The organism is Paenibacillus sp. EKM211P (assembly GCF_011066175.1).
GTDB classification, from domain to species: Bacteria; Bacillota; Bacilli; order Paenibacillales; family Paenibacillaceae; genus Paenibacillus; species Paenibacillus polymyxa.
This window is the reverse complement of record NZ_JAAMNS010000022.1, coordinates 60,517-84,180: the sequence shown is the minus strand read 5'-3', so window position 1 is coordinate 84,180 and position 23,664 is coordinate 60,517. Positions and strand designations below refer to the sequence as shown.

Annotated in this window: 17 protein-coding genes and 2 riboswitches; of the genes, 8 read left to right on the top strand and 9 right to left on the bottom strand. The window is 41.1% G+C overall.

What is annotated here, in order from left to right:
• Window positions 1–122: 122 nt before the first annotated feature.
• The 3 genes from G9G57_RS23515 to G9G57_RS23505 form a co-directional block, all read right to left on the bottom strand.
• Window positions 123–1,979, bottom strand: coding sequence for a beta-glucoside-specific PTS transporter subunit IIABC (locus tag G9G57_RS23515; protein WP_164965623.1), 1,857 nt, complete (start codon window positions 1,977–1,979; stop codon window positions 123–125).
• A gap of 226 nt (window positions 1,980–2,205) precedes the next feature.
• Window positions 2,206–3,054, bottom strand: a complete 849-nt coding sequence (gene licT / locus G9G57_RS23510; RefSeq protein WP_016818607.1) for a BglG family transcription antiterminator LicT — start codon at window positions 3,052–3,054, stop codon at window positions 2,206–2,208.
• A gap of 233 nt (window positions 3,055–3,287) precedes the next feature.
• Complete coding sequence (locus G9G57_RS23505) at window positions 3,288–4,259, bottom strand: LacI family DNA-binding transcriptional regulator (protein WP_017427396.1); 972 nt, start codon at window positions 4,257–4,259, stop codon at window positions 3,288–3,290.
• 211 nt (window positions 4,260–4,470) lie between these two features.
• Here G9G57_RS23505 and G9G57_RS23500 point away from each other — a divergent pair, with 211 nt between their 5' ends.
• On the top strand, window positions 4,471–5,928 hold the full coding sequence (locus G9G57_RS23500; RefSeq protein ID WP_164965622.1) for a glycoside hydrolase family 1 protein: 1,458 nt from the start codon (window positions 4,471–4,473) through the stop codon (window positions 5,926–5,928).
• A 168-nt stretch (window positions 5,929–6,096) separates the two neighbouring features.
• A riboswitch (glycine riboswitch) is annotated at window positions 6,097–6,181 on the top strand.
• Between the two features lie 11 nt (window positions 6,182–6,192).
• Window positions 6,193–6,287, top strand: a riboswitch (glycine riboswitch).
• A gap of 158 nt (window positions 6,288–6,445) precedes the next feature.
• The gene (locus tag G9G57_RS23495; RefSeq protein ID WP_038978208.1) at window positions 6,446–7,864 is read left to right on the top strand and encodes an alanine/glycine:cation symporter family protein; all 1,419 of its coding nucleotides are present in this window, start codon (window positions 6,446–6,448) and stop codon (window positions 7,862–7,864) included.
• A 125-nt stretch (window positions 7,865–7,989) separates the two neighbouring features.
• Here G9G57_RS23495 and G9G57_RS26100 read toward each other — a convergent pair whose 3' ends face one another.
• Together G9G57_RS26100 and G9G57_RS23485 are read right to left on the bottom strand one after the other, a co-directional pair.
• Window positions 7,990–8,610 (bottom strand): sensor histidine kinase, encoded by a 621-nt coding sequence (locus G9G57_RS26100; RefSeq protein WP_226888823.1) that lies wholly within the window; start codon window positions 8,608–8,610, stop codon window positions 7,990–7,992.
• 398 nt (window positions 8,611–9,008) lie between these two features.
• A complete protein-coding gene (locus tag G9G57_RS23485; RefSeq protein WP_017427399.1) occupies window positions 9,009–9,755 on the bottom strand; it encodes a LytR/AlgR family response regulator transcription factor in 747 nt (248 codons plus the stop codon).
• 575 nt (window positions 9,756–10,330) lie between these two features.
• Here G9G57_RS23485 and G9G57_RS23480 point away from each other — a divergent pair.
• The 4 genes from G9G57_RS23480 to G9G57_RS23465 all read left to right on the top strand — a co-directional run bounded on the left by G9G57_RS23480 (window position 10,331) and on the right by G9G57_RS23465 (window position 15,718).
• Window positions 10,331–11,659 carry a radical SAM/SPASM domain-containing protein gene (locus G9G57_RS23480; RefSeq protein ID WP_017427400.1) on the top strand — a complete coding sequence of 443 codons (1,329 nt, stop codon included), beginning with the start codon at window positions 10,331–10,333 and terminating at the stop codon, window positions 11,657–11,659.
• The gene (locus G9G57_RS23475; RefSeq protein WP_017427401.1) at window positions 11,653–12,300 is read left to right on the top strand and encodes a hypothetical protein; all 648 of its coding nucleotides are present in this window, start codon (window positions 11,653–11,655) and stop codon (window positions 12,298–12,300) included. Before G9G57_RS23480 ends, G9G57_RS23475 begins: the two co-directional genes overlap by 7 nt.
• Before the next feature lie 246 nt (window positions 12,301–12,546).
• Window positions 12,547–14,220 carry an ATP-binding cassette domain-containing protein gene (locus G9G57_RS23470; RefSeq protein ID WP_164965621.1) on the top strand — a complete coding sequence of 558 codons (1,674 nt, stop codon included), beginning with the start codon at window positions 12,547–12,549 and terminating at the stop codon, window positions 14,218–14,220.
• Window positions 14,186–15,718 carry a radical SAM protein gene (locus G9G57_RS23465; protein WP_102998265.1) on the top strand — a complete coding sequence of 511 codons (1,533 nt, stop codon included), beginning with the start codon at window positions 14,186–14,188 and terminating at the stop codon, window positions 15,716–15,718. The genes G9G57_RS23470 and G9G57_RS23465 overlap by 35 nt, the downstream gene beginning before the upstream one ends.
• Window positions 15,719–16,264: 546 nt before the next feature.
• Here the strand turns inward: G9G57_RS23465 and G9G57_RS23460 are convergent.
• The 4 genes from G9G57_RS23460 to G9G57_RS23445 all read right to left on the bottom strand — a co-directional run bounded on the left by G9G57_RS23460 (window position 16,265) and on the right by G9G57_RS23445 (window position 20,991).
• Complete coding sequence (locus tag G9G57_RS23460; protein ID WP_107734857.1) at window positions 16,265–17,092, bottom strand: carbohydrate ABC transporter permease; 828 nt, start codon at window positions 17,090–17,092, stop codon at window positions 16,265–16,267.
• 21 nt (window positions 17,093–17,113) lie between these two features.
• On the bottom strand, window positions 17,114–17,989 hold the full coding sequence (locus G9G57_RS23455; protein WP_016818618.1) for a carbohydrate ABC transporter permease: 876 nt from the start codon (window positions 17,987–17,989) through the stop codon (window positions 17,114–17,116).
• Window positions 17,990–18,022: 33 nt separating this feature from the next.
• Complete coding sequence (locus G9G57_RS23450; RefSeq protein WP_107734856.1) at window positions 18,023–19,312, bottom strand: ABC transporter substrate-binding protein; 1,290 nt, start codon at window positions 19,310–19,312, stop codon at window positions 18,023–18,025.
• 197 nt (window positions 19,313–19,509) lie between these two features.
• The gene (locus G9G57_RS23445) at window positions 19,510–20,991 is read right to left on the bottom strand and encodes a PTS transporter subunit EIIC (protein WP_164965620.1); all 1,482 of its coding nucleotides are present in this window, start codon (window positions 20,989–20,991) and stop codon (window positions 19,510–19,512) included.
• A gap of 318 nt (window positions 20,992–21,309) precedes the next feature.
• On the opposite strand from G9G57_RS23445, the gene G9G57_RS23440 reads away from it, so the two are divergent.
• Window positions 21,310–22,134: an MIP/aquaporin family protein gene (locus G9G57_RS23440; protein WP_164965619.1), complete on the top strand. Its 825-nt coding sequence runs from the start codon at window positions 21,310–21,312 to the stop codon at window positions 22,132–22,134.
• Between the two features lie 31 nt (window positions 22,135–22,165).
• Window positions 22,166–23,659 carry a glycerol kinase GlpK gene (gene glpK, locus G9G57_RS23435; protein WP_164965618.1) on the top strand — a complete coding sequence of 498 codons (1,494 nt, stop codon included), beginning with the start codon at window positions 22,166–22,168 and terminating at the stop codon, window positions 23,657–23,659.
• Window positions 23,660–23,664: the final 5 nt, after the last annotated feature.

Here is a 23,664-nt window from a genome sequence, read left to right as displayed (position 1 = left end):
TTTTCCAGAGACCAGAGATCTCTCATGTAAAGAAAAAAAACCACGTCTCAAAAAGACGGGGTTTCTCGACAATCTGAGAAGCTTTCCATTAGGAAAGCTTCTTTTAGTCTGAAAGTTAAACGTTAGACTACAACGGTCAACAAGTAATCCTCACGCTTCACTTCCGTTTCCATGGTGTTCAGTACATCCAGATATTGAGCGGAATTGGTTACGATGATCGGCGTAGTCGTTGTATAGCCTGCCGCTTTAATTTGTTCGATATCAAATTCAAGCAACAACTGTCCTTGCTTCACCACATCACCCTCTTTGACGCGTTTGTCAAAGAATTGTCCTTTCAGCTTCACTGTATTAACACCAACGTGAATCAAAATTTCTGCTCCGTCATTGGAAGTAATACCGATGGCATGTCCGGTCGGGAATACTGTCGTAATCGTTCCGTTAACCGGAGAAGTCAGCACACCCTCTGTAGGATCGATCAGGATTCCTTTCCCCATAGCGCCTGAAGCAAAAGCAACATCAGAAGATTGTTCCAATGGCAGCACTTTACCTTGCAGCGGACTTACGAGGATTTCCTTTTCGATTGCTACTTCTTTTTTTACGGGTGCTGTTTCTGTTTTTGCAGCTTCTTCTTTTGGATCATCAAAGCCCAAAATCATAACCAATACAACTGCAAGTAAAAAGGCAACGAGTAAGCCGATAACAACCCACAAGAACCCAGCTCCAAAATAAGTTGGCAACGCCAGTAAACTAGGCAGGGAGAAGGATTTTGCAGTTGCTCCGCCGGAAGCGATAATCGCGCCCCCAATACCACCAGAAATACAAGCATAGATGAAAGGCTTTTTCAATTTCAAAGTTACACCATAAATTGTAGGTTCAGTAATCCCGAATACAGCTGCCAGTGTAGAAGAACCAGCCAAAGCTTTCATTTGAGTATTTCGTGATTTCAGGAATACCCCCAGTGTTGCACCTGCTTGAGAAAGTACGGCTGCTGTAAGCATTGGAAGCATCGTGTCATAACCCAATGTTTGAATATTGGACAGCATAATAGGAACGAAGCCCCAGTGTACGCCGAAAATAACAAATACTTGCCAGAATGCCCCAGCAACAGCTCCGGCAATCAATGGGCTTAAATTGTACACCCATGTAAAACCGTTCGCCAAGCCTTGACTGATCAGGTTACCGACTGGACCAAAGGCCAAAAACGTCAACGGAACAACAACTAGTAGTGATAGCATAGGGACGATAATGTTTTTAACCGATTGATGAACAAAGGAATTAAACCAACGTTCCACATAGGACTGTACCCATACCGCGAGAATAATTGGGATTACGCTGGAACTATATTTTATCAGAATGATTGGAATCCCGAGAAAAGCCAGTTTTGCCGGATGGTCCACCGCTGCAATAACATCCGGGTAGACGAGGGCTCCAGCAACTGCGACCGATACAAAAGCATTCGTCTTAAATTTACGGGACGATGTAATAGCTAGGAATATAGGCAAGAAATAAAACACGCTGTCCGAAGCGGCGTTCAGAATGAGATACGTACCGCTTGCAGTATCAATCCAATGGAGCGACGCAATTAAGGCCATAATCCCTTTGAGCAAACCAGCTCCGGCAAGAGCACCCAAGAGAGGTGAGAAAATGCTGGAAATGATATCGACCGCTTTGCCAAGAAAATTCGTTTTTTCGGAAGATTCTTCTTTTTTCGCATTTGGATTATCTGCATCCTGCAGATTTGTTTCTGCCATCATATGCTCAAAGACCTGACCTACATTGTTACCAATGACCACTTGGAACTGGCCACTGCTTTCCACCACTGTAATGACACCAGGTGTTGCTTCCAGTGCAGCTTTGTCTGCTTTTGTGCGATCTTTTAATTTAAATCTCAAGCGTGTAGCGCAATGGAATACCGAATTGACATTCTCTTCGCCGCCAACGAGAGTCACTATTTTTTTGGATAGCTCTTTATCACTCATGTTCAGAACTCCTTAAGTGTTATTCTTGCTACTGATAGGATTTACCGTTTACATTTGTTGCTGAGATGCGCCGGCGTGCATCTTTTTTAACCTTGTAAACAAGAAAAACCTAAACTCGTGGTGAAAACTGCGCACTCCTTCTATGAGGGAACGTTGATTTCACCATCAGTTTAGGTTTTGCCTGCCTTACCAGTCACAATCCATGAACGATGAGGATATGAAGTTTTTAGCCTGATATGTTATTACGCTCAGTTACCCGATGAATGTGAATCGTTAGATATACATATTCATCCTTGCTTAAATATTGATCATAAGTTTTTTCCAGATATTCATTAATTTTTTGGGCACAAGCAAAAGCTTCGGTATATGTTTGCTTTACCTGGTTGTACAAAAATTCTTCACCACTGTGAATGACCTCTTTGCGAATCACTCGCATTGCAAAATATTGCAAATGGGTCAAAAATCTCGAATAGCTAAAAGAAGACTCATCCAGCACAATCCCGTAATGATACGTAATAATATTCAATATGTGTTGGACAATCTCAGTCATTTTTAGTGTAGCCTTCATTTCGTTACCGTCGATCCGCGCATTCACCATATGCAATGCGATAAATCCCGCTTCGTCTTCGCCCAATTTTACACCGAGCGTATTTTCAATTTTTTGTAGAGCATCCAGCCCAACTGCAAATTCTTTTTTGTAAAAGCGTTTAATTTCATACAGCATCGCGTTTTTGAGTGCCAATCCTTTTTCTTCCCGCTGTATGGCAAAATGAATATGGTCGGTCAATGTTAAATAAATGTTATCACTTAACTCCGTATCCAGCACTTCGGCTGCATGGGTCACGATTTCATTCACGACCTCCAGATGAGACACAGGAATATCGTTTAGCAGCTCAGTTAGTCTGGCCGTGAACTCGTTTTCATTTAACATGAAAATCTTATCTATTTTATGATCATCGACTTGGTCCCCAGCCACCTTTTTGAAGGAAATACCTCTTCCCATGACAATGACCTCTTTGCCTTTATCGTTTTTAGTCAACAGGACGTTGTTATTGAGCACCTTCTCAATAATCATTGAAGTTCCCCCTCCCATCCTTTACCAATAAAAAATGCCCAAGCACAATTCAACACTATTGTTAGCAATAGCACTCAATTGAACTCAGGCATTGCCCGCATCACCGGTCACAATCCTTCGATATAGTGCTATTGTAGCACAAAAAAAAGCGATTTCAACATATTTTATTCTCTTTCGACAAAAAATATTTCATATCAAGGCCCATTTGCCTAATTTGCAAGTCAATTGTGCCCTTAAGTAGTCGTACGCTCTATGAGGCTGTATTCTAGCGAATGAAGCTCCATTTGGCGTCCAATCAGCTGAGGGGAAAGCATGAAAAAAGCATTTTCCGCCTGAGCCATAATGGGATTTTGAACCGTTGTAATCCCCATGGTGTGCGCCAGCTCCGTGTTATCAAACCCAACAATCGCCAGATCTTCCGGTACCCTCAGCAATTGTCTGCGCGCTTCGCAGAGAATGCCCACTGCTACATAATCGTTAGCACACAAGATAGCCTCCGGAAATTCCTCACGATGCTGTAACAAATTGCGCACGACCTGTTCGCCATCACGAATGTTATAAATAGAAGAATAGTTCCAGTGTGGCAGCACCGGCAGATTGTGTTCACTCATGATCTGCTCATAGGCTCGTTGTCTGCTGTGAGTATTGATGCTGCTCGGACGACCAAAAGCATTGGCTATACGTGTATAGCCTTTTTGTATCAAATGTTTTAATGCTAACATGTATCCTTCATATTGATCCATAGCGACGGAGCGAATATCGGTATGCTCCATACGTTGCCATGCCACGATCGGTCCATATTTACAATAGGTACTCAAAAAATCAGTGTCATTCACGCAGGAAATGATGACCAGCGCATCGACTCTTTTTCTTTTTAAATCCTCGAAAGCTTGAAGCTCTTTCTTTTTGTCTTCTCCCGAAGTATAAATAATGGTTTGGAATTCATATTGGCCTGCGATTTCCACAAAGCTGTCCAGAAATGCCAGCACAATTTCATTGATAGTTGAAGTGATGATACCAATCTGAAGCGTCTGACCCTTGGATAGAGAGATCGCATTCCGATTAGGAACATAATCCAATTCCTGCATTATTTTTAAAATTTTAGCTCTGGTTTCTTGGCTTACATGGGGGGACTGATTTAACACTCTGGATACCGTAGCTTTGGAAAAGCCCGCCAGTTTTGCAATTTGATCAAGATTCGACATGATGCTTCTCCTCACCTAAGAAAAAAATACTTGACATGAAACGCGTTACAACAATTAGGATGCTTTATGAGGGCATTACGTCTATTTTAAAGCATCTGTCGATGCATTTCAAAGGAGAACGGTTACCGTTAGTTATGGATTCGCATTGCAGCACCTGACGGGTTACTGACTAAAGTGAAAACATTAAATTAAGGAAAGAGGTTTTCATACCATGACGAAGACGCTAAAAGGATTCCCGAAAAACTTCCTCTGGGGCGGGGCAACTGCAGCCAACCAATTGGAAGGTGCTTTTGACGTAGATGGAAAAGGTCTATCCAGCGCAGACATGATAGCCTATGTACCTAAATCAGAACGTAAGAACGATCATGCTATAGAAATTTCGTCCGAACGACTGGAGGACATCTTGGCAGGGAAGGTAAACGTCCGTTTTCCAAAGCGTGAAGGTGTGGACTTTTACCACCACTACAAAGAAGATATTGCCTTGTTTGCAGAAATGGGCTTTAAAGTATTCCGGATGTCCATCCACTGGTCGCGGATTTTCCCGAATGGATATGATGCCGAGCCGAATGAAGCGGGATTGCAATTCTACGACAATGTATTCGATGAGCTGCGCAAGTATGGTATTGAGCCTTTGGTAACACTGTCGCATTATGAAACACCGCTAGGTCTGACACAGAAGTATAATGGCTGGTTGGGACGCGAAGTCGTGGATCATTACGTAAAATATGCCGAAACGGTATTTACACGCTATAAGGATAAAGTAAAATACTGGCTGACCTTTAACGAAATTAATGTCATGACTATGAGCCCGTTTACAGGCGGCGGTGTGGTTATTGACCGTGTAGAAAACAAGCAACAAGCGATATATCAAGCATTGCACCATCAATTTGTAGCAAGTGCATTGGCGACCAAACGGGGACATGAGATCATTCCGGGCGCTCAGATCGGCTGTATGCTGGCCCGCATTGAAAGCTACCCACATACGTGTAACCCAGAAGATATCCTGAAAGCACAGCATGAAAATCAAATGAACCTGTTCTTTACGGATGTGCATGCTCGTGGGGAATATCCCAACTATATGAACCGCTATTTTGAAGAAAATAATATTGTGATCCAGACAGAATCCGGCGATGCCGAAATTTTGAAAAATAACACGGTCGATTTTATCTCATTTAGTTACTATATGACCTTGACCGTATCGGCAGGGCCAGAAGGCGAAAAGGCAGCAGGGAACCTGATAGGCGGTGTGAAAAATCCGTATCTGCAGTCTTCCGACTGGGGATGGCAGATCGATCCGATCGGCCTGCGTGTTACACTGAATACGTTTTATGATCGCTATCAAAAGCCACTGTTCATCGTGGAAAATGGCCTGGGTGCGTATGATAAGGTAGAAGAAGACGGCTCTGTGCATGACACGTATCGCATTGATTACTTGCGTCAGCATATTGCCCAAATGAAGGAAGCGATTGCTGACGGTGTTGATCTGATTGGTTACACCAGTTGGGGACCTATCGACCTTGTGAGCATGTCTACGTCCGAAATGTCCAAGCGCTACGGATTTATTTACGTTGATCTGGATGATGACGGTAACGGAACGCTTCAACGCTCCAAAAAGGACTCATTTAACTGGTATAAAAATGTGATAGCAACCAACGGTGAAGAATTGTAATTCCATATCGTTTTGGCGGGTACAGCAGAGAAAATCCTCAGGATGCAATCTGCTGTACCCGCTTTTTGTATAGACACTCTATTGATTCTTTCAGAGGGCTTCACAAATTTTTCACTTGTAATAAGCTGAAATTTTTCTGTATAATGAATAAAAATTTCATATGTCTGGTTGATGTTTGCGGGAGATGGAATGAAAGTTCCAACCGAAGGGGCAAAACTCTCAGGTGCTTAGGCTGATTTACAGCAACGAGCAGGGACCGTAAACGGACAGAACTCTGGAGAGACCCTTAATTGGGCGCCGAAGGTGCACCGCAGATCACATCTGCTTAAACTCTCAGGCAAAAGGACAGAGACGCGAATAACCTGTGACAGGGATAGCCCTAGGCTTTTTATAAGCTTTTAGAGGTGAAATCCTGCACAAGATGGTTGTATTTTTTCGTGCCTTTAACCTCTCCAAGAGTCGAATCAACAGATTTGACTCTTTTTTGTTTTCTACTATGCTGAAGGAGCGGGTTGAAATGAATTTGGTACATGTGTTAGAAACGATTGACAGTTGGATGTGGGGAGCGCCGCTTCTAATTCTCGTCATGGGCACTGGGTTGTGGCTAACGATCCGTCTGAAGATGCTTCAGATTATTCGATTGCCCTTAGCGCTCAAGCTAATTGGTAAAGCGCCGGACGAAGGCAGCGGGGATGTCAGTAGCTTTGGAGCATTGAGTACGGCACTTGCAGCTACTGTAGGTACGGGAAGTATCGTCGGTGTCGCAACAGCGATCAAACTGGGTGGGCCCGGTTCATTATTCTGGATGCTGGTTGCAGCTTTTTTCGGGATGGCAACCAAATATGCGGAAGGGCTATTATCCGTTAAATACCGTGTTAAAGACCGGAACGGACAATTTTCGGGTGGACCGATGTATTATATTGAAAATGGGCTTGGCCGCCGTTTCAAGCCGCTGGCGATGTTGTTTGCCTTTTCTGGTATTCTTGTAGCACTATTTGGAATCGGTACTTTTCCGCAAGTAAAGGCTATCGTTTCTTCTACGGAAAGTAGCTTTGGCGTGCCAACAGTAGTTACAGCAATCATTATTTCCGTGTTGACGGCTGTTGTTACGATTGGAGGACTCAAAAGTATCGCCAAGGTATCCACAAAGATTGTTCCATTCATGTCGGGGCTCTATATCGTGGTTTGTTTAATCGTACTCATTAAGTTTGCAGGAGAGCTTCCTCATGCGATCGCACTAGTATTACAAGGGGCTTTCTCGACAACATCTGCGACGGGTGGATTTGCCGGAGCCACGATTATGCTGGCGATGCGAAGCGGAGTTGCCAGAGGGATCTTTGCAAATGAAGCTGGTTTGGGAAGTGCGCCAATCGCAGCAGCAGCAGCTAAGACGAAATGGCCCGCAGAACAAGGGCTAATATCCATGACGGGCGTTTTTATCGATACGATGATTATTTGTAATTTGACAGGATTTACATTGCTGGTTACGGGAATATGGAGTGGAAATGATGATGGAGGTCTGATGACTCAGCATGCGTTTTCCAGTGCCTTTCCGGCTGGAGCAGAGCTCGTGACGATTAGCCTTATTTTATTTGCGTTCACAACGATACTTGGCTGGAACTACTACGGGGAACGCTGTGTTGAATATTTGCTTGGGGTCAAGTGGATTAAACCATACCGTTATCTGTTCATCGTACTGGTTGCCGGAGGCGCGTTCATCAAGCTCGATGCCATCTGGCTGCTGGCAGATATTTTTAACGCCATGATGGCTTTTCCGAACCTGATTGCACTGCTCGGCTTGTCGGGAATTGTTGTTGCAGAAACCCGGACTTATATGAATTCTTTGTATCCTAATAAGAACAAGGGTATTCTTGCTGGTGCCAATGTAGGGGCGGCTATCCAAGTAGAAGAAAAGGGACAAACGGTAAATTCATAAATACTAAAAGGGAGTATCCTCAGCCATCACAGGCTTGAGGGTACTCCTTTTTTTAGGTTATAAGACTGGTGATTACCGACATTTTATTTATTCTGAATATCTCTTAATCCATAACGTTTACAAACCTAAGAGTTATTACATGGGAGCATAATCGTAATTTGAAAATGCGAATCCGTAATAGTTGTATTTAAATAACCACCATATTTCTTTATCACTTGCTGGATGTTAAGTAATCCATACCCATGTTTTTTTAAAGGGGGATTGTATGTTTTGGTTGAGAATGCTGTATTGAGATAATTACTTTTTGAATTGCGAACATAAATCCATAGGGCAATATTATCGGTGAAAATTTCCAAATGAATTGAATGCTCTTTCTTTCTAGGAAGCTGCATTACAGCTTCAATAGCATTATCGAAAACATTACCTAAGACAATACATAGATCATGACTTCCAATACTAATATTTGCCGGGTTAATATGGATTTGATGGAAGAAAGCTATCCCACTTTTATTAGCGATGCTGAAAGTATGATTTACTAAAGCATCAATAACGAGATGTCCTGTTGTTATATGAAGTTTTGGTGAGTCTATATTTTTTAGAGTTTGGTTGATGTGATTAACACCCTCTTCCGTCCTCTGTTCTTGTAAACAAGCACGGACAAAAATTAACTGTTTTTTGAAATCATGAATACTTCGTTTGATATCACTAAGAGATCGAATTGTTTCTTTATAACGTTTTTCTTGCATCAGCATTTGCTTTTGAAAAAAGCATGAGAGGTTTGACTTTTCTATCAACTTGTCCGTTAGAAAGACATTAATCACGTTCATTCCAAGAATACTGATGATTGACATTATAAAGAATAAATTATGTTTCATAAAAGAAAATAAACCGTAATGTATGAGCAAGTTAAACGATGTTCCTATTAATATTACAAAATAATACACAATCCCTATCTTGTATTTTCTTCCTTTTTTAAAATAATGAACTACTAGTACTGTAATAAGTATGAAGTGTAAAGAGGCGAAAAGTAAAAAAAGGTTAACTATTGGATTGGAAAAATGACTTTGCTTTGTTGTGCTAAATAAAAATAAAGAGTAATTAGAAAACGAGGTGACATTAATGTAAACGCAATGATTCAAAAAACTCACCCTTCCTGAAAACGAGAAATTATAAAACGAGCATACGCCTCACGAAGTGATTTAGCGTGAGAACGACCTACAGGGAATTCTTGTTCGTTTGACATAATAACAGAAGTAGCTGAAAACTTACGTATATGAACTAAATTCACAATTATTGACCTATGTATAAACACAAACGGATATTTTAATTGTTCATAAACCGCTTTCAACGTTCCAGAAATAAAATAGTTGTGTGAATCCGTTGCAATACAAAGTTCATTATGGATGTAATTGTTTTCACCTTTTGAGATGGCTATGATCTCAGAGTGTCTCAATACAAGATGCTCAGTTTTATTTTTCACAGACAGAAAGTGGGATACTGAAGAACGCATATAATGACATAGTTTATTTATTTTTTCTACAAAGAGTTTATAAGTAAGGGGTTTAAGTAAATATTGAAATGCTTGTACTTCAAAACTTTCTAGCATGTATTCTGGATAGTTAGTTAGAAATATGATTTGAACTTCTCGGTCAGGAAAAAGGCGAATAAGTTTTGCAGTTTCAATTCCCGATAATTCCCTCATTTCAATATCTAACAAGATAATATGAAAGGGGTATCGCTCTTGTGAACTGTAAGATTTGATTAGATCTTCCCCAGATAAAAAGAATTGTAGATTAAAATCAAAGGATTCACTTACTGACATACACATGAAAAAGTGTTGTAAAATTTTATGCATTGCGGGATCATCGTCACAAACAGCAACTTGAAACAAATAGACCACCTCAAATATGTTATATAAATCCAGTATATTGTAAAAAAAGTCTATTCGAAGTGATGTTTTACATATGAAAAAAATTACCATCAGGTTATGGAATTTTTGTTAGTAAAAGTTCAAATGCATACTTATACTGTGGATAGGACGTAGCCCAGGCGAGGGAATGGATACGTTCTTCTTTATTGCTTAGAATAGGTAACAAAAATATTAATCTCACATGAAGCTGACATATTTGGTCGTTGAGATGGACTTTTTTGCATTTCAGGATACAAGCTTATTTTTTCTTTTTGCCTTATGCTACATTAAAAGCCGAGAAGGAAAAGCTATCTAGTATAGATATTGTCCAGAGAGAATAAAGTATATGAATAAACTATAAAGGTGTAGGATGGCTTTTAAATTCAGTCCGGTTTCGGATGATGGACATCTATTCTTGGTGGCTAGTGTGCACTGCGAGAATGCTATTACAACTCAGAATGAGCGTACATCTTATTTTTAAAACTTATGTGAATTTTGTCACTAGTTAATCGATTCATAATTACATAGGGACCGCATCCATTCTAAGGAGGGCTAAAATGAAAGCTTCGCAATATAACTTTATTTTTAATGACATTATTGAAAATACCGATAAAACGGTACTTTATAATTCTCGAACAGGTGCATTGGCAGTTCTTGAACCGGAGTACTATAAACAGTTTTGTGAACTTACAAACAATGGATTGGCAATAAATAATGATACTTATCTTAAAAATCTTATCGAATGTGGCTATATCGTAGAAGATAATATGAATGAAAAAGCATATGTAAAGGTAAACCTCTTAAAAAATCGGTTTGAATCTTCTAATTTAATGCTAACAATTGCCCCTACAATGGCCTGCAATTTTCGATGTGTATACTGTTTTGAGAAAGACCAATATCATAACAAAACTATGAGTGAAGAAACAGCTCAAAGTATAGTCAATTTTGTTAAAGCAAATGCTAGTAAACTTGACACTCTTAATGTTACATGGTATGGCGGTGAACCCTTGATTGCAATGAAGCAGATAGTTAGGATATCGGAAGATTTTTTGGAAATATGTAAAGAAAACAATATACAATATACGGCCAGTGTCATTACAAACGGCTATCTTTTAAATAAAGAAAAAGTTCAAACGTTAATATCATGTGGAGTAAATGATATTCAAGTCACTGTTGACGGTCCTAAAGAAGTACATGATCTTAGACGCCCTTTAGTAAGTGGAAGAGGGACATTTGATGTCATAATGAATAACCTCAAGCAAATTAAAGGGATGATTAAGATATTTATGAGAATAAATACTGACCAAGACAACTGGTTGAATTTACATGAAATCGTAGGATTCTTAAAGGAAAATTCTTTATTGGAAAATGTAATACCTTATCTAGGATTAGTTACGCCGACGAATGGAAAGTATGAGGGAACTAAGTGCTTGACAGACGAGATGTATTCAAAATTTAATTTAAAATTTATGTCGGAAAATGATATCCCAATTAGTTATATTTATCCTGCACCTAAAGGTAATTATTGTTCTGCGGACAAATATAATAGTTTCGTTATTGATCCTCTTGGTCATTTATATAAATGTTGGAGCGATATTGGAATTATTGAGCAGTGTGTTGGAAATATAAATGAAGATACATCAGTGAAATGGAATACTGAGCTTCTTGGTTGTTATTTATTATATGATCCTACTGAAGATGAAAAATGTTCAGACTGTAAGTACTTACCTGTGTGTTTAGGAGGATGTCCTCATAATAGAATGGCAGACTTTAACATATGTGAGCAATATCGTTATAATTTGCAGGAGTATATTACCGAGTGCACGAAAGTATTACTGGCTGGACAATTAACGGAAAATAAGAAGGAGGTTTCTGAATCATGTTAATGCTAAAAAAAATGTGTATTGTTTTATGTGGTTTCTTACTTATGGGGATGCCATTAGGTGCTTCAAGTAATGCAGCTTCAAATGATGTTAAGAATATCAATCTAACGGCTATAAATTGTAATGTCACCGTTACAAAAACTTCAGCAAGTGATTTTAGTTATGAGTATAACAAATCCTTGTATACTGTCACTTCTACATTAAGTGGATCTACAATTTACATCACAGTAAAGGGGAAAGGCTCAGCTAACGGCATTTCCGACAGAGTTAATATTTTAATTCCTGATAAAAGTTATGAAAAAATAACGGTAGAAAGTACAAAGTCTGGAGTTTCACTTCCAGAGCTAAATACTAATCTTGATATCACAGGTGTAGATGGTTCCTCAATGTCAGTTCGGGTGCCTGTAGGATACTCAAAAGCCATTAGTTATGACAATACAAAAGGTTCAGGTTCCTTAACTTTTAGTAAAGGAGCTTCGGATTACACAGTTACAGTTAAGACGACTGCAAGTGCATTAAGTGTTCCTGCGGGATGGCCATTGTTTAGACCAAACTTAACATATAACTATATAAATGGTGCAGGTAAAGCAAAGATAAATATCACGCTTGAAAACAGTGCATTTTCTATTGCAGCTCAAAAGTGATAAGTAGCATATAGTTTTTAAACTGTATGTTATTTATATAAATTAAATTTTAAGGAGGGAAAAACTATGGACGTATTGGTAAAAAGTGCTGTACAAGTAAGTGCACATTGTCCTTTCCACGGTTCAAGTGGCTGCACTCTTTCTTGTTCCTACAAGATGTAGCTTAAGAGAAGTAACATTACTTAGCGAGATGCTGTTTTTAGCATCTCGCTAAGATTTACCTAATATGAAACATAGGTGATGAATATGATAGTCCTAGAATACTTGAAAAAATACCTTTCAAAAACCCGCAAGTATGTATTTTTTTACATTGTTGTTACTTCAGTATTGTGGATTATAGGAATTATTGTTCCTTACATCACAGGCATATATATTGATTATTTAGTATCAAAAAGTAATATAAGTATCATTTTATATTTTGTACTGTTACTGGGGATTATAAATATAGTAAACATTCTCATACAATATTTAACTGCCCTTTTCTCTACGAAATTGAATAATTTATTATTATACGAAATCTGCAATGATATCTATCAAAAGATATTCAAAACTAAACTGTCGGTCTTCAAAGATAAGGATAATGCATACTTAGTTGACCAAATTAATAATGATTCATCCACAGTAGTTGACTTTTTTTCAAATAATATTTCCAACTTAGTATTGCAAGTAATCACAATAATTATCAGTGGTATTATTGTTTTAAAAGCTGATGTACTACTATGCGTTATAATTTTCTCGCTTATTCCTTGTTATATATTTACATATGTGGTTTTTAGAAAAAAATTGTATAAAGCAAATCTGAAATACAAAAAAGAAGCAAATGAATACTACTCTAAAAAAGTCGAACAAATTAACAAATTGGTTTTTATAAAGAAGAATGTACTCTTTAATGAAATGAATGAGCGGCTAAATAAAGCATTTAATTCATTATTTAGAGTTGCGACTTCACAAGTAAAAACTAATTATATTTTCTCCAATCTAAATCAATTTATATTGATCATCTGCTATATATTTGTAATCGGAATTGGAGGTCATAAAGTTGTAATTGGCCAAATGAGTATAGGGCAGTTCACCATAATTAACACGTACCTTTCAATGATCATCTCGTCAACTTCATATTTATTAAGCTTAGCAAGTTCATACCAAGAGACGAAAGTATCGATAGAACGGTTAAATGACGTTATGAACTCTGAAAATGATATTTATGGTAGTACAACACTTGAAGATTTAGAGAAAATAAGTATTAAACAATTAGGTGTTAAATATTCCGAGGAAAGCGTATTTAGAGACTTTTCTTATGATTTTTTTAAGGGGGGAATTTACGGGATTTGTGGTCACAATGGTTCAGGCAAAACAACATTACTTAATACTCTGATAGGTCTTTATAGTGATCTTTACACAGGAGAAATAGCTTTTAATAATTGCTCCATCAAAGATATAGATATGCTTGATATGAGGCGTTATAGAATTTCTTATGTAGAACAGAATCCGGAGTTTTTAAATCTACCAATAAAGGAATATTTGAAATTTGGAATTACTTTTTCAAAAGAGATTGCCAGTAATCAAGATGAGCTTATAACAGCTTTTGGGCTTGAAGAGATAATAACAAAAGCTAACCTTGAAAATATACTAATAAATGAAAATGGAAGCAACTTTTCTGGTGGTGAAAAGCAAAAATTAGCTTTGATTCGTGCATTAAGTAAAGATTCTTTCTTAACGATTCTTGATGAGCCCACATCAGCCTTAGATTCAAAGAGTGTAAGTGGACTTATAGAAATATTGACCAAGCAAAAGTCAAGAAGGATAACAATTGTAGTATCACATGACCAGAGACTATTAGCAGCATGTGACCATATTTTGAATATTGAAACCCAAGAGGAACGTGATGATATTGGATTCCACAGTTATGGAGTTCTTTAGAAACATCAAAAAACAGTATGGGAATTACTCACGATTGTTTAAGTTGTTTCAGACAAAGAATAAATCCTATTTGTATGATGTGGGCACAGGCAAAGTTATGGAATGCACTGAAATAGAGTATGTATTTCTAAATAACTTACAAGTGTACGGAGATATCGAAGAGGTAATAAAAACTACCAAAGTTAATGATGATACATTGACTATTCTAATTGACTTAATACATGTTGCGCAGGAACAGCATTTATTCCAAGCACCTCCTCTTTTATCCTTTGCACTATCAAAAGATGAGGTTTTAGAAAATGCAAGAAGTCATCTAGAACAGGTTACTCTGGAGTTGACCGAACAATGTAATATGGCATGCCACTATTGTATATATCATTCAGGGAACATAGACTTCAGGGAATTTGGACGCAGGCACATGTCCTGGCAAGTAGCAGAGTTAGCAATCGATTATACTCTGAAAAACTCAGGTAAAAAAGTGGCGGTAACTTTTTATGGCGGGGAGCCATTAATAGAATTTAAATTATTAAAGCATTGTGTAGACTATACTTTAAAAAATGGTGCTGATAAAGATTTAACATTTTCAATGACAACAAACTTAACCTTAATGACTGCTGAAATCGCAGAATATCTATCTACAGTTCCTAACTTTGGAGTAGTTTGTAGTATTGACGGTCCAAAGGAAATACATGATTGTAGGAGGGTATTTAAAAATGGTGAGGGCACGTATGACAAGGCAATTAATGGTCTTAAACATCTAATTAATGCTTATGGAGAAAAGAGTAATTCTCTTATATCGCTAAGCATGGTAACACCTAGACCAGCTAATGATGTAGTTATGAAAAAAATTCAAAATTTCTTCAATTCTCTTTCGTGGGTACCTAAGGATATTACTAAAAATATTTCTTATGTGAGACACTCGTCTGACATAGAAAAAACGATTACTGAAAAAAGCTCTATGCATTGTTATGATAACCCTGTAGGGAACTGGACAATTGATCTAATGTTAAATAATACTTCTATATCAAAAAATACTCCCTTTACAATCGATTTTTTACACAAACAATTCTCAATAATACATGATAGGATTTTAACTGAAACTCCTTACCCGGACTATTGCTTAAACGGCTGCTGTTCACCTGCCTCAAGAAGAATTTATGTAACGGTAAATGGAGACTTTCATTTATGCGAGCGCATTGGAAAATCACCTTCAGTTGGAAACGTTTATAGTGGTATAGACGAATCTGTATTAATCGATCGTTATATAGATGACTATGGTAAGGAGAGTTTGTCTCAGTGTTCCAAATGTTGGGCTATACGCCTTTGTTCGGTTTGTTACGTCGAATGTTACGATAGTGATAAGTTTAATATCGAAAAAAAGAGAATAGCTTGTAGGCGTTCTTTAGATATGCTGGAACATGCATTAATAAGCTATCATACTATCTTGGAACACAAACCACATTTATTAGAGGAATTAAACCATATTACATTGGTGTAATTCCAATCTATAATCAAAACGAGTCGAAGGAGGATTATAAATTGAGAATTGTAAATCCATTTGGAAGGAAGCCTTTAATGGCAAATACCCTTGGAATTGTTCCTTTATCTTGTATTTGTTCTTCCGGTGCTAATAATATACTTCATGACTTCGGACATGGCTCGAATTGTGCATGTAAATGTCGCTCTGATAGGCAAATGAATAGTAGTGCAAACTATGATATGGCTTTAAGTTGACCTATTAGAGAAACGTTTATTTAATTTTTGAAAAATCGCTTCTACTCTGTTAAATGAGTGGAAGCGATTTTTATTAATCGTTAGATAACTATGGAGGCTAATTTACAAGGAAATATGGATAACAGGTAGACAGTACATGTTCAATCGTGTGTAGACCCAGCCTCGGAAGTAGCCTATTTGAGGGTTCCATTTAGAGCAGTCGTTCCAATTAATAAAATCGCACGGAGCTCATAGTTGTGCAAGTCCTCTCCAGAGCTTAAGTCCAGTTTCGATGACGCTTTAGAGCAAGTAAAAGGGGAATCAAGTGAAGCTAATCTTTGATCGCTCCAGCGGCAAGATCGGAAATAAATTGGCGGCTGATGAAAAGAAACAAAATAATAAGAGGAAGTACAGCCAGCAGGGTGCCAGCAATGACCATCGCATAATCCGTATTGTAAATCCCGTTCAACTGCGACAATGCAATCTGGAGGGTGAATTTGCGCTCATCCGTTAAAACGATTAATGGCCATAAGTAATCATTCCAAGCTCCTATAAAGGTAAATGCGCCGAGAAAAGCGAACGCAGGGCGTAAAATCGGCAGTGCTACATTCCAGTACAGTCGAAAAAAGCTGCACCCGTCCATACGCCCCGCATCCAGGAGCTCCTTGGGAATAGATTCTTCTGCATACTGGCGGATCCAGAAAATGCCGAAAGCATTTACCATACCTGGGATGATGAGCGCTTTGAACGTACCTACCCATCCAAAGGAAGCCATCATGACAAATGAGGGGACGAGCGAAAGTTGTGAAGGGACCATCATTGTTGCAAGCAGAATGACGAATAACACCTTTTTGCCCGGAAAATCAAACTTTGCGAATGCAAAACCGGCCAGTGAATCAAAAAACAGCACCAATAGGGTAATCGAACTGGCTACAAAAAGGGTATTCAAAAAGGCGCCGGCAAAATCAATCTGCTGCAATACTCTCGTGATGTTATCCAGGAAGTGGCTGCCGAACCACAATTGTGGCGGAAAACGATAGATGTCTGAGGTTGTACGGGTTGCCATGACGATTAGCCAGTAAAATGGAAACATCGACAGGATGATACCTACCAACAGCCCGGCATATAAAACAATGGATTTTGCACGTGTCTGTATCATGTGGTAAAGCTCCTTCCATCGTTATTTTTTACCTTGAACGAGTTTCCAATTGATGATGGAGAATAGAGCAATGATGAGAAACATGCCCCATCCGACAGCAGCGCCATATCCAAAATAGTTGTTAATGAACGACTCGCGGTACAGGTATAAAACGATGGTCATGCCACTTGCCCCGGCACCGCCGTCATTACCGACCAGGACCTGTGGCTCGGTGAACAGCTGCATGCCACCGATGGTGGACGTAATGACCGTAAACAGAATGACTGGGCGCAGCATCGGAATGGTGATGCGGAAAAAAGCTTGCGCTCCGGTTGCCCCGTCTATTTTGGCGGCCTCATACAGCACATGTGGGATACTCTGGAGCCCAGCCAGATAGATAATGGCGTTGTAACCCATCCATCTCCAGACGACCATGGAAGAAATGGCGATTTGGATACCCCATGGCACATTCAGCCATTGGATCATAGGTAGCCCCAAGAGCTGCAAAAGGTAGTTGAGAAATCCAAAATTGTTGGCAAATAAGGCGCCAAAGATGATGGCAACAGCAACAATAGATGTCACATTGGGCAGGAAGAATCCAACTCGCCATAAGGTGCGCATTTTCACAAAAGGGGCATAAAGCAGAAAGGCAACAATGAGTGCTAGAAATAGCATTGGAATCGTGGCGTACACCCAGATCACAAACGTATTACCTACAGCCTGCCAAAATTCGTTATCTGTCACAAGGTAACGAAAGTTGCCCCAGCCGTTGTAGGTCATGTCTCCGATCCCGTCCCATTTGTGAAACGCCAGGTACAATGAAAAGCCAATCGGAAACAAGCCAAAGATGCCAAACAGCAAATAAAATGGCGAGATCGCAGCATAAACAGCCCGGTGCTTCCAGATTTCTCTCAGCATATTGTCCACACGCCTTTTTTGAAGTTTTATTTTTTACCGCTGTAATTCCCGTTCAATTCGTTGCATTGTTTCCGTCCATAATGAGTCGGGATCGGCATTTTGCTTGGCCACATTGGCAAGACGACGGGTCACAATGCCGTGGATGACAGGATAGCGCTCGCCGAAATAGCTATTTTTCACATGACGTGCGGAGGCAGCAAAAATGAGGCCAGTGGCCTGACCACCAAAGAAAGGCTCGGGTGTCTCCATCACTGGATCGTCATAGACGCCGGGAGTGGATGGGAACAGGCCGATTTTATGGTAGGCTTCCAGTTGGTGTTCCGGGCTTTGCAGCCAGGTCAGAACTTCAAAGGCTTCTTTGGGGTGTTGGCTAGATTTGAGGATAGAGATGAAAGACCCTCCCAGATTGCCGTCTCCTCCAGGAGCACGGGCGACTCTCCATTTGCCCGCTGTATCCGGTGCGGCTTCTGTGAGAACTTGCTTCATCCAGATTGCCCCTACGAACGAGGCGATTTTGCCGTTATTGACCGAAGCATTCCATTCAGGAGTCCAGCCATCTGCATTGGCGAGCAGATGCTTCCTGTGGAAATCCACAGCGGTTTTCCAGCCCAGGCGGATGTCAGGAGATTGATTACCGATATAACTTCCGTCCGGCTTGAAGTACAGGTTCGTATGTTGAGCGAGTACCTGATTGTAAACGTTTACAATATTATCGGCCAAAAATGAATGGCTTCCGAATTTCTGCCGAAGTTGTTCTCCGGCTGCCATATAATCATCCCATGTGCGAATCGAGGCACTGACCTGTTCAGGATCACTTGGCAAGCCTGCCTGTTCAAACAGGTCGCTTCGATAGAAGAGGGCGGTAGGCCCAGTATCCATGGGAAATGCAATCATTTTACCATCAGGAGTGATGCCCTGATTCCATTTCCATTCCAAATATTGATCCTTCAGTCGGTCTGCTCCGAGTTCCTTTAGATCATAAAAACGATCCGCACTCGGGAATAGCTCCACCATCCAGTCGTTCAGAGCTACGATGTCCGGTTCACCGGAACGAGCTGCGAGCGTTGTCTTCAGCTTGGCTTTAAAGTCACCGCCTATTTTTTGAGTTTTTAATTCAATGTTGGGAAACTGTTTTTCGGCTTGGACGAGCAATTCATCGTCAATAGAACGGTTCCAGTACCACAATGTAAGCGTTATCTTTTTGCTGTTTGACAAATTAACTTCAGATGATTGACCTTTAGAGGATAGGGACCCACTACAACCACTAATCATAGTGAGAAAAGCAAGACATAATACCAGCCATTGCCATTGTACTGTCTTCACATCATTTCCCTCCTTGCTGTCTGAATAATCTGCCTACTGAACAAGTTGTAAATGGTTTAGCTCCATCATATGAAGCTGTTACCCATTTATGTGCATTGCCTTAACCAAAAACAAAAAATTTGAAACGTTTATCCATAAAAAAAAGCACGTGCGTCTGTTATAGGAAGATCGCACGTGCTTAAGGCAGGGGATTAGCTTCATGACATCAATCGTTGTATCTCATCTTTCAGAGCTTCGGATCGAGTACCGAAAATAACCTGTAGGGTACCGTTCCCAAGCCTGATAATTCCTGACGCTCCGAGCTGCTTAAGAGCTTGATCGTTAACCGCTTTGTCGTCCTTGACGACAAGACGCAACCGCGTGATGCAGGCATCAATGCTTTGGATATTGTCTGAACCGCCGAGATAGGTTAGGACCTGGCCTGCCTGACTGGACTGGGGGCCGGATGAGGCGCTTGCTTTTCCAACGGGTATGGATTTGTTAGCCTCAAATAGAAGGGTGTCATCTACATCGTCTTCGCGCCCGGGAGTCTTTAGGTTGAATTTGAGGATGATGAAGCGGAACAGAAAATAATAAATGAAGGCGAAGACAAGCCCGATCGGGATCATTCGCAATGGGTGGGTGGAGAGCTTCATATTGACCAGATAGTCAATGAGTCCTGCTGAAAAGGAAAAGCCGAGTTTGACATCCAGTAGGTATACGACTAGGCCGCTCAGACCTGTTAGCAGAGCATGAATGCCGTAAAGCAGAGGTGCAATGAACATAAAAGAAAATTCGAGGGGCTCAGTAATACCGGTCAGGAACGACGCTAGTGCAGAGCCGATAAAGATGGAAGCGACAGCTTTACGTTTTTCCGACTTGGCCGTATGGATGAATGCGAGAGCCGCCGCTGGCAGAGCGAACATCATAATGGGGAAGAAACCGGACATGAACATACCCGCCGATGTATCGCCTGCGAAAAAACGTGTCAGGTCACCATGAACAACTTCACCTGCAGCGTTGGTATAGTCCCCAATTTGAAACCATGCGATCGAGTTCAGCACATGATGCAGACCGAGCGGGATCAGCAGTCGATTGGCAATCATGAACACCATTGACCCGATTCCACCAAAGCCAACAATCCAGTTGCCGAAGGCTGCAATGCCATCTTGTATTGGACTCCAGATCATGCCAAGCAGAATGGCTAAAATCATGGTCGTGAAGGCGGTAATCATGGGGACAAAACGTTTGCCCGAAAAAAAGCCAAGCCAATCTGGAAGCTGAATATTGTGATATTTTTTGAACAGATAAGCAGACCATCCGCCGATAAAAATACCGCCCAATACGCCCATGTCCAGCTTGACGTCGTCTGGAATATACGCAAATATACCCGGTACGGCCGCCAAAATACGGGTCAGCACCAAATAGGCAATGACTGCCGAAAGTGCGGCTACCGCGTCGCCTGCTAGACCAATAGCAACACCGATGGAGAAAATGAGCACCAGATTGCCAAAGATAGCACCCGCCCCTTCATTCAGAAAAGGAGTGACATAATGATTCAGAAATCCACCAACTCCAGGGCCAAGCGGAATATCCGTCTCATAATTAATGAGAGCCAGCCCTTGCAAAATCCCTGCGGCGGGTAATGTAGCTACTGGAAGCATTAATGACTTGCCGATTTTTTGCAGAAATTTCAGCATAACATTCTTCCCTTCATCATCAAGTTTGGGAGTGTCGTATTCATCCTGAAATCCTTACATTCAGCCATTTTTTTACATCATAAATCGGGCAATCTAACATGGTCAACGATTATTTTAGGATATCAGAGGACGTAAATCCGCAGTTGACATCGCTTACATGCTTATATAATATCAAATTTAAGTTAATAATCGTGACGGAGACAAGAGAGCCACGCAGACATCCCATGTTACAGCACAGGGTTGGTTTGTGATGGCTTTTCTTTTTTTTGCGCGATGAAAACGATCAAAATCGGATGATCTATTGAGGAGGTTGGTTGTATGTCGCCATACGCAGCCGAATTCATAGGGACAATGATTCTTATTGCCCTAGGTGGCGGAGTGTGCGCAGGGGTGTCCCTGAAAAAGTCTTTTGCCCACGCTTCCGGCTGGATTGTGGTCGGATTGGGGTGGGGGCTTGCGGTAGCTATTGGGGTGTATGCGGTGGGTCCAATCAGCGGAGCGCATTTGAATCCCGCAGTTACACTCGCGTTGGCATTTCAGGGTAGTTTTCCATGGCAGGATGTTCCCGGTTATATTGTGGCTCAGGTTCTTGGAGCCATGGCGGGTGCAGTGATCGTCATTTTGCATTATTGGCCCCACTGGAAAGAGACGGAGGACACAGCAGCCAAACTCAGTGTATTTGCGACAGGACCAGCTATTGATCATCCGTTTGGTAACGTGCTTAGTGAAATGATAGGTACTTTTATCTTTGTTCTTGCTTTACTGTCGTTTGGTGCCAATTCGTTTACAGACGGCCTTAAACCGCTAATTGTTGGTTTTTTGGTTGTCAGTATCGGTTTATCCCTTGGAGGCACAACGGGCTATGCCATCAATCTAGCGAGGGATTTTGGGCCGCGTCTGATGCATTATTTACTACCGATACCCGGTAAGGGAGCATCCAACTGGAAATATGCATGGGTGCCCATTGTAGGACCGCTATTGGGGGGATCTTTCGCAGGGCCGTTTTATCAGGCCGTTTTTAAGGGGAGTATGACTCCGGCGTTCTGGATTTTATTAGGGGTTATCGTGGTTGTACTCTTGATTACCTTCCGTATTAGTCGTATTTATAAAAATCATAAAATGGATCACAAGCTTACAGCGTAAAAACGATGGATTTACACGGGGAGAGATGAACATGGGAAAATATATTTTGTCACTAGACCAGGGAACGACAAGTTCAAGAGCGATTTTGTTCAATAGCGAAGGAGATGTGGTGTACTCGGCCCAGCGGGAATTTCCGCAATATTTTCCTCACCCCGGCTGGGTAGAGCAGAATGCGAATGAAATCTGGAGTTCTATTCTGGGCGTTATTGCCTCCTGTCTTTCCGAATCCGGTGTAAAAGCAAAACAAATTGCTGCCATCGGCATTACCAATCAGCGTGAATCAGTGGTCGTGTGGGACAAAAATACAGGATTACCCGTGTATAACGTACTCGTATGGCAATCACGCCAAACCGCGGATATTTGCGAAGAATTGAAGCGGCAAGGGCATGAGGAGTTGTTTCACAGCAAAACAGGGTTATTGATCGACCCGTATTTTTCAGGCACTAAAGTAAAGTGGATACTGGATCATGTAGAAGGCGCGCGGGAAAAGGCGGAACGAGGTGACTTGTTATTCGGTACGATTGACTCGTGGCTAATCTGGAAACTATCCGGCGGAAAGGCTCATGTAACAGACTACTCCAATGCGGCCAGAACGCTGATGTACAATATTTACGAGCTCAAGTGGGATGAAGAGCTGCTGGACATTCTGGGTGTTCCAAAAATCATGCTGCCTGAGGTAAGGCCCTCTTCCGAGGTATATGCGCACACCGTGGATTATCATTTTTTTGGTCAGAATGTACCGATCGCTGGTGCAGCAGGTGACCAGCAGGCAGCCTTGTTCGGTCAGGCTTGTTATGAAAAAGGAATGATCAAAAACACTTACGGCACAGGCTGCTTTATGCTGATGAATACGGGGGATCAGCCTGTTGAATCCAAGCACGGTCTGATCACGACCATCGCTTGGGGACTGGAGGAAGGCAAAGTGCAATACGCACTTGAGGGGAGTGTGTTTGTTGCGGGCTCGGCGATCCAGTGGCTGCGAGACGGGCTGCGCATGTTCCGTGAGGCGAAGGACAGTGAGCCTTATGCGGCCCGTGTTTCCTCTACAGAAGGGGTGTATCTTGTACCCGCTTTTGTCGGACTAGGCAGCCCCTACTGGGATAGCGAGGTGCGTGGAGCGATGTTCGGTCTGACGCGGGGAACCACAAAAGAGCATTTTATCCGCGCCACCTTGGAGTCGCTCGCTTATCAGACCAAGGATGTGCTTACAGCCATGGAGATTGACTCAGGTATTACGGTGAAGATGTTGCGAGTGGATGGTGGAGCTGTGTTGAACAATTTTCTGATGCAATTCCAGAGCGATATTCTGGATGCGACGGTGGAACGGCCGGTCATCCATGAGACAACAGCGCTGGGTGCCGCATGTCTGGCAGGCTTGGCGGTTGGATACTGGAAGAGTACAGATGAACTTCGTAAGCGAGTGAGGGTGGAAACTTCCTTTACCCCTACGATGGATGAAGCAGCACGTGACAGCCTGTACGAAGGCTGGAAAAAGGCCGTGAAGGCAACGATGGCCTACAAGTAGCAGCT

What these genes read in the sequence shown, in the direction of transcription:
- G9G57_RS23515 (WP_164965623.1), bottom strand. Translation starts at nt 1,979, where the DNA reads ATGAGTGATAAAGAGCTATCCAAAAAAATAGTGACTCTCGTTGGCGGC.
- licT (WP_016818607.1), bottom strand. Translation starts at nt 3,054, where the DNA reads ATGATTATTGAGAAGGTGCTCAATAACAACGTCCTGTTGACTAAAAAC.
- G9G57_RS23505 (WP_017427396.1), bottom strand. Translation starts at nt 4,259, where the DNA reads ATGTCGAATCTTGATCAAATTGCAAAACTGGCGGGCTTTTCCAAAGCT.
- G9G57_RS23500 (WP_164965622.1), top strand. Translation starts at nt 4,471, where the DNA reads ATGACGAAGACGCTAAAAGGATTCCCGAAAAACTTCCTCTGGGGCGGG.
- G9G57_RS23495 (WP_038978208.1), top strand. Translation starts at nt 6,446, where the DNA reads ATGAATTTGGTACATGTGTTAGAAACGATTGACAGTTGGATGTGGGGA.
- G9G57_RS26100 (WP_226888823.1), bottom strand. Translation starts at nt 8,610, where the DNA reads ATGCAAGAAAAACGTTATAAAGAAACAATTCGATCTCTTAGTGATATC.
- G9G57_RS23480 (WP_017427400.1), top strand. Translation starts at nt 10,331, where the DNA reads ATGAAAGCTTCGCAATATAACTTTATTTTTAATGACATTATTGAAAAT.
- G9G57_RS23475 (WP_017427401.1), top strand. Translation starts at nt 11,653, where the DNA reads ATGTTAATGCTAAAAAAAATGTGTATTGTTTTATGTGGTTTCTTACTT.
- G9G57_RS23470 (WP_164965621.1), top strand. Translation starts at nt 12,547, where the DNA reads ATGATAGTCCTAGAATACTTGAAAAAATACCTTTCAAAAACCCGCAAG.
- G9G57_RS23465 (WP_102998265.1), top strand. Translation starts at nt 14,186, where the DNA reads ATGATATTGGATTCCACAGTTATGGAGTTCTTTAGAAACATCAAAAAA.
- G9G57_RS23460 (WP_107734857.1), bottom strand. Translation starts at nt 17,092, where the DNA reads ATGATACAGACACGTGCAAAATCCATTGTTTTATATGCCGGGCTGTTG.
- G9G57_RS23455 (WP_016818618.1), bottom strand. Translation starts at nt 17,989, where the DNA reads ATGCTGAGAGAAATCTGGAAGCACCGGGCTGTTTATGCTGCGATCTCG.
- G9G57_RS23445 (WP_164965620.1), bottom strand. Translation starts at nt 20,991, where the DNA reads ATGCTGAAATTTCTGCAAAAAATCGGCAAGTCATTAATGCTTCCAGTA.
- G9G57_RS23440 (WP_164965619.1), top strand. Translation starts at nt 21,310, where the DNA reads ATGTCGCCATACGCAGCCGAATTCATAGGGACAATGATTCTTATTGCC.
- glpK (WP_164965618.1), top strand. Translation starts at nt 22,166, where the DNA reads ATGGGAAAATATATTTTGTCACTAGACCAGGGAACGACAAGTTCAAGA.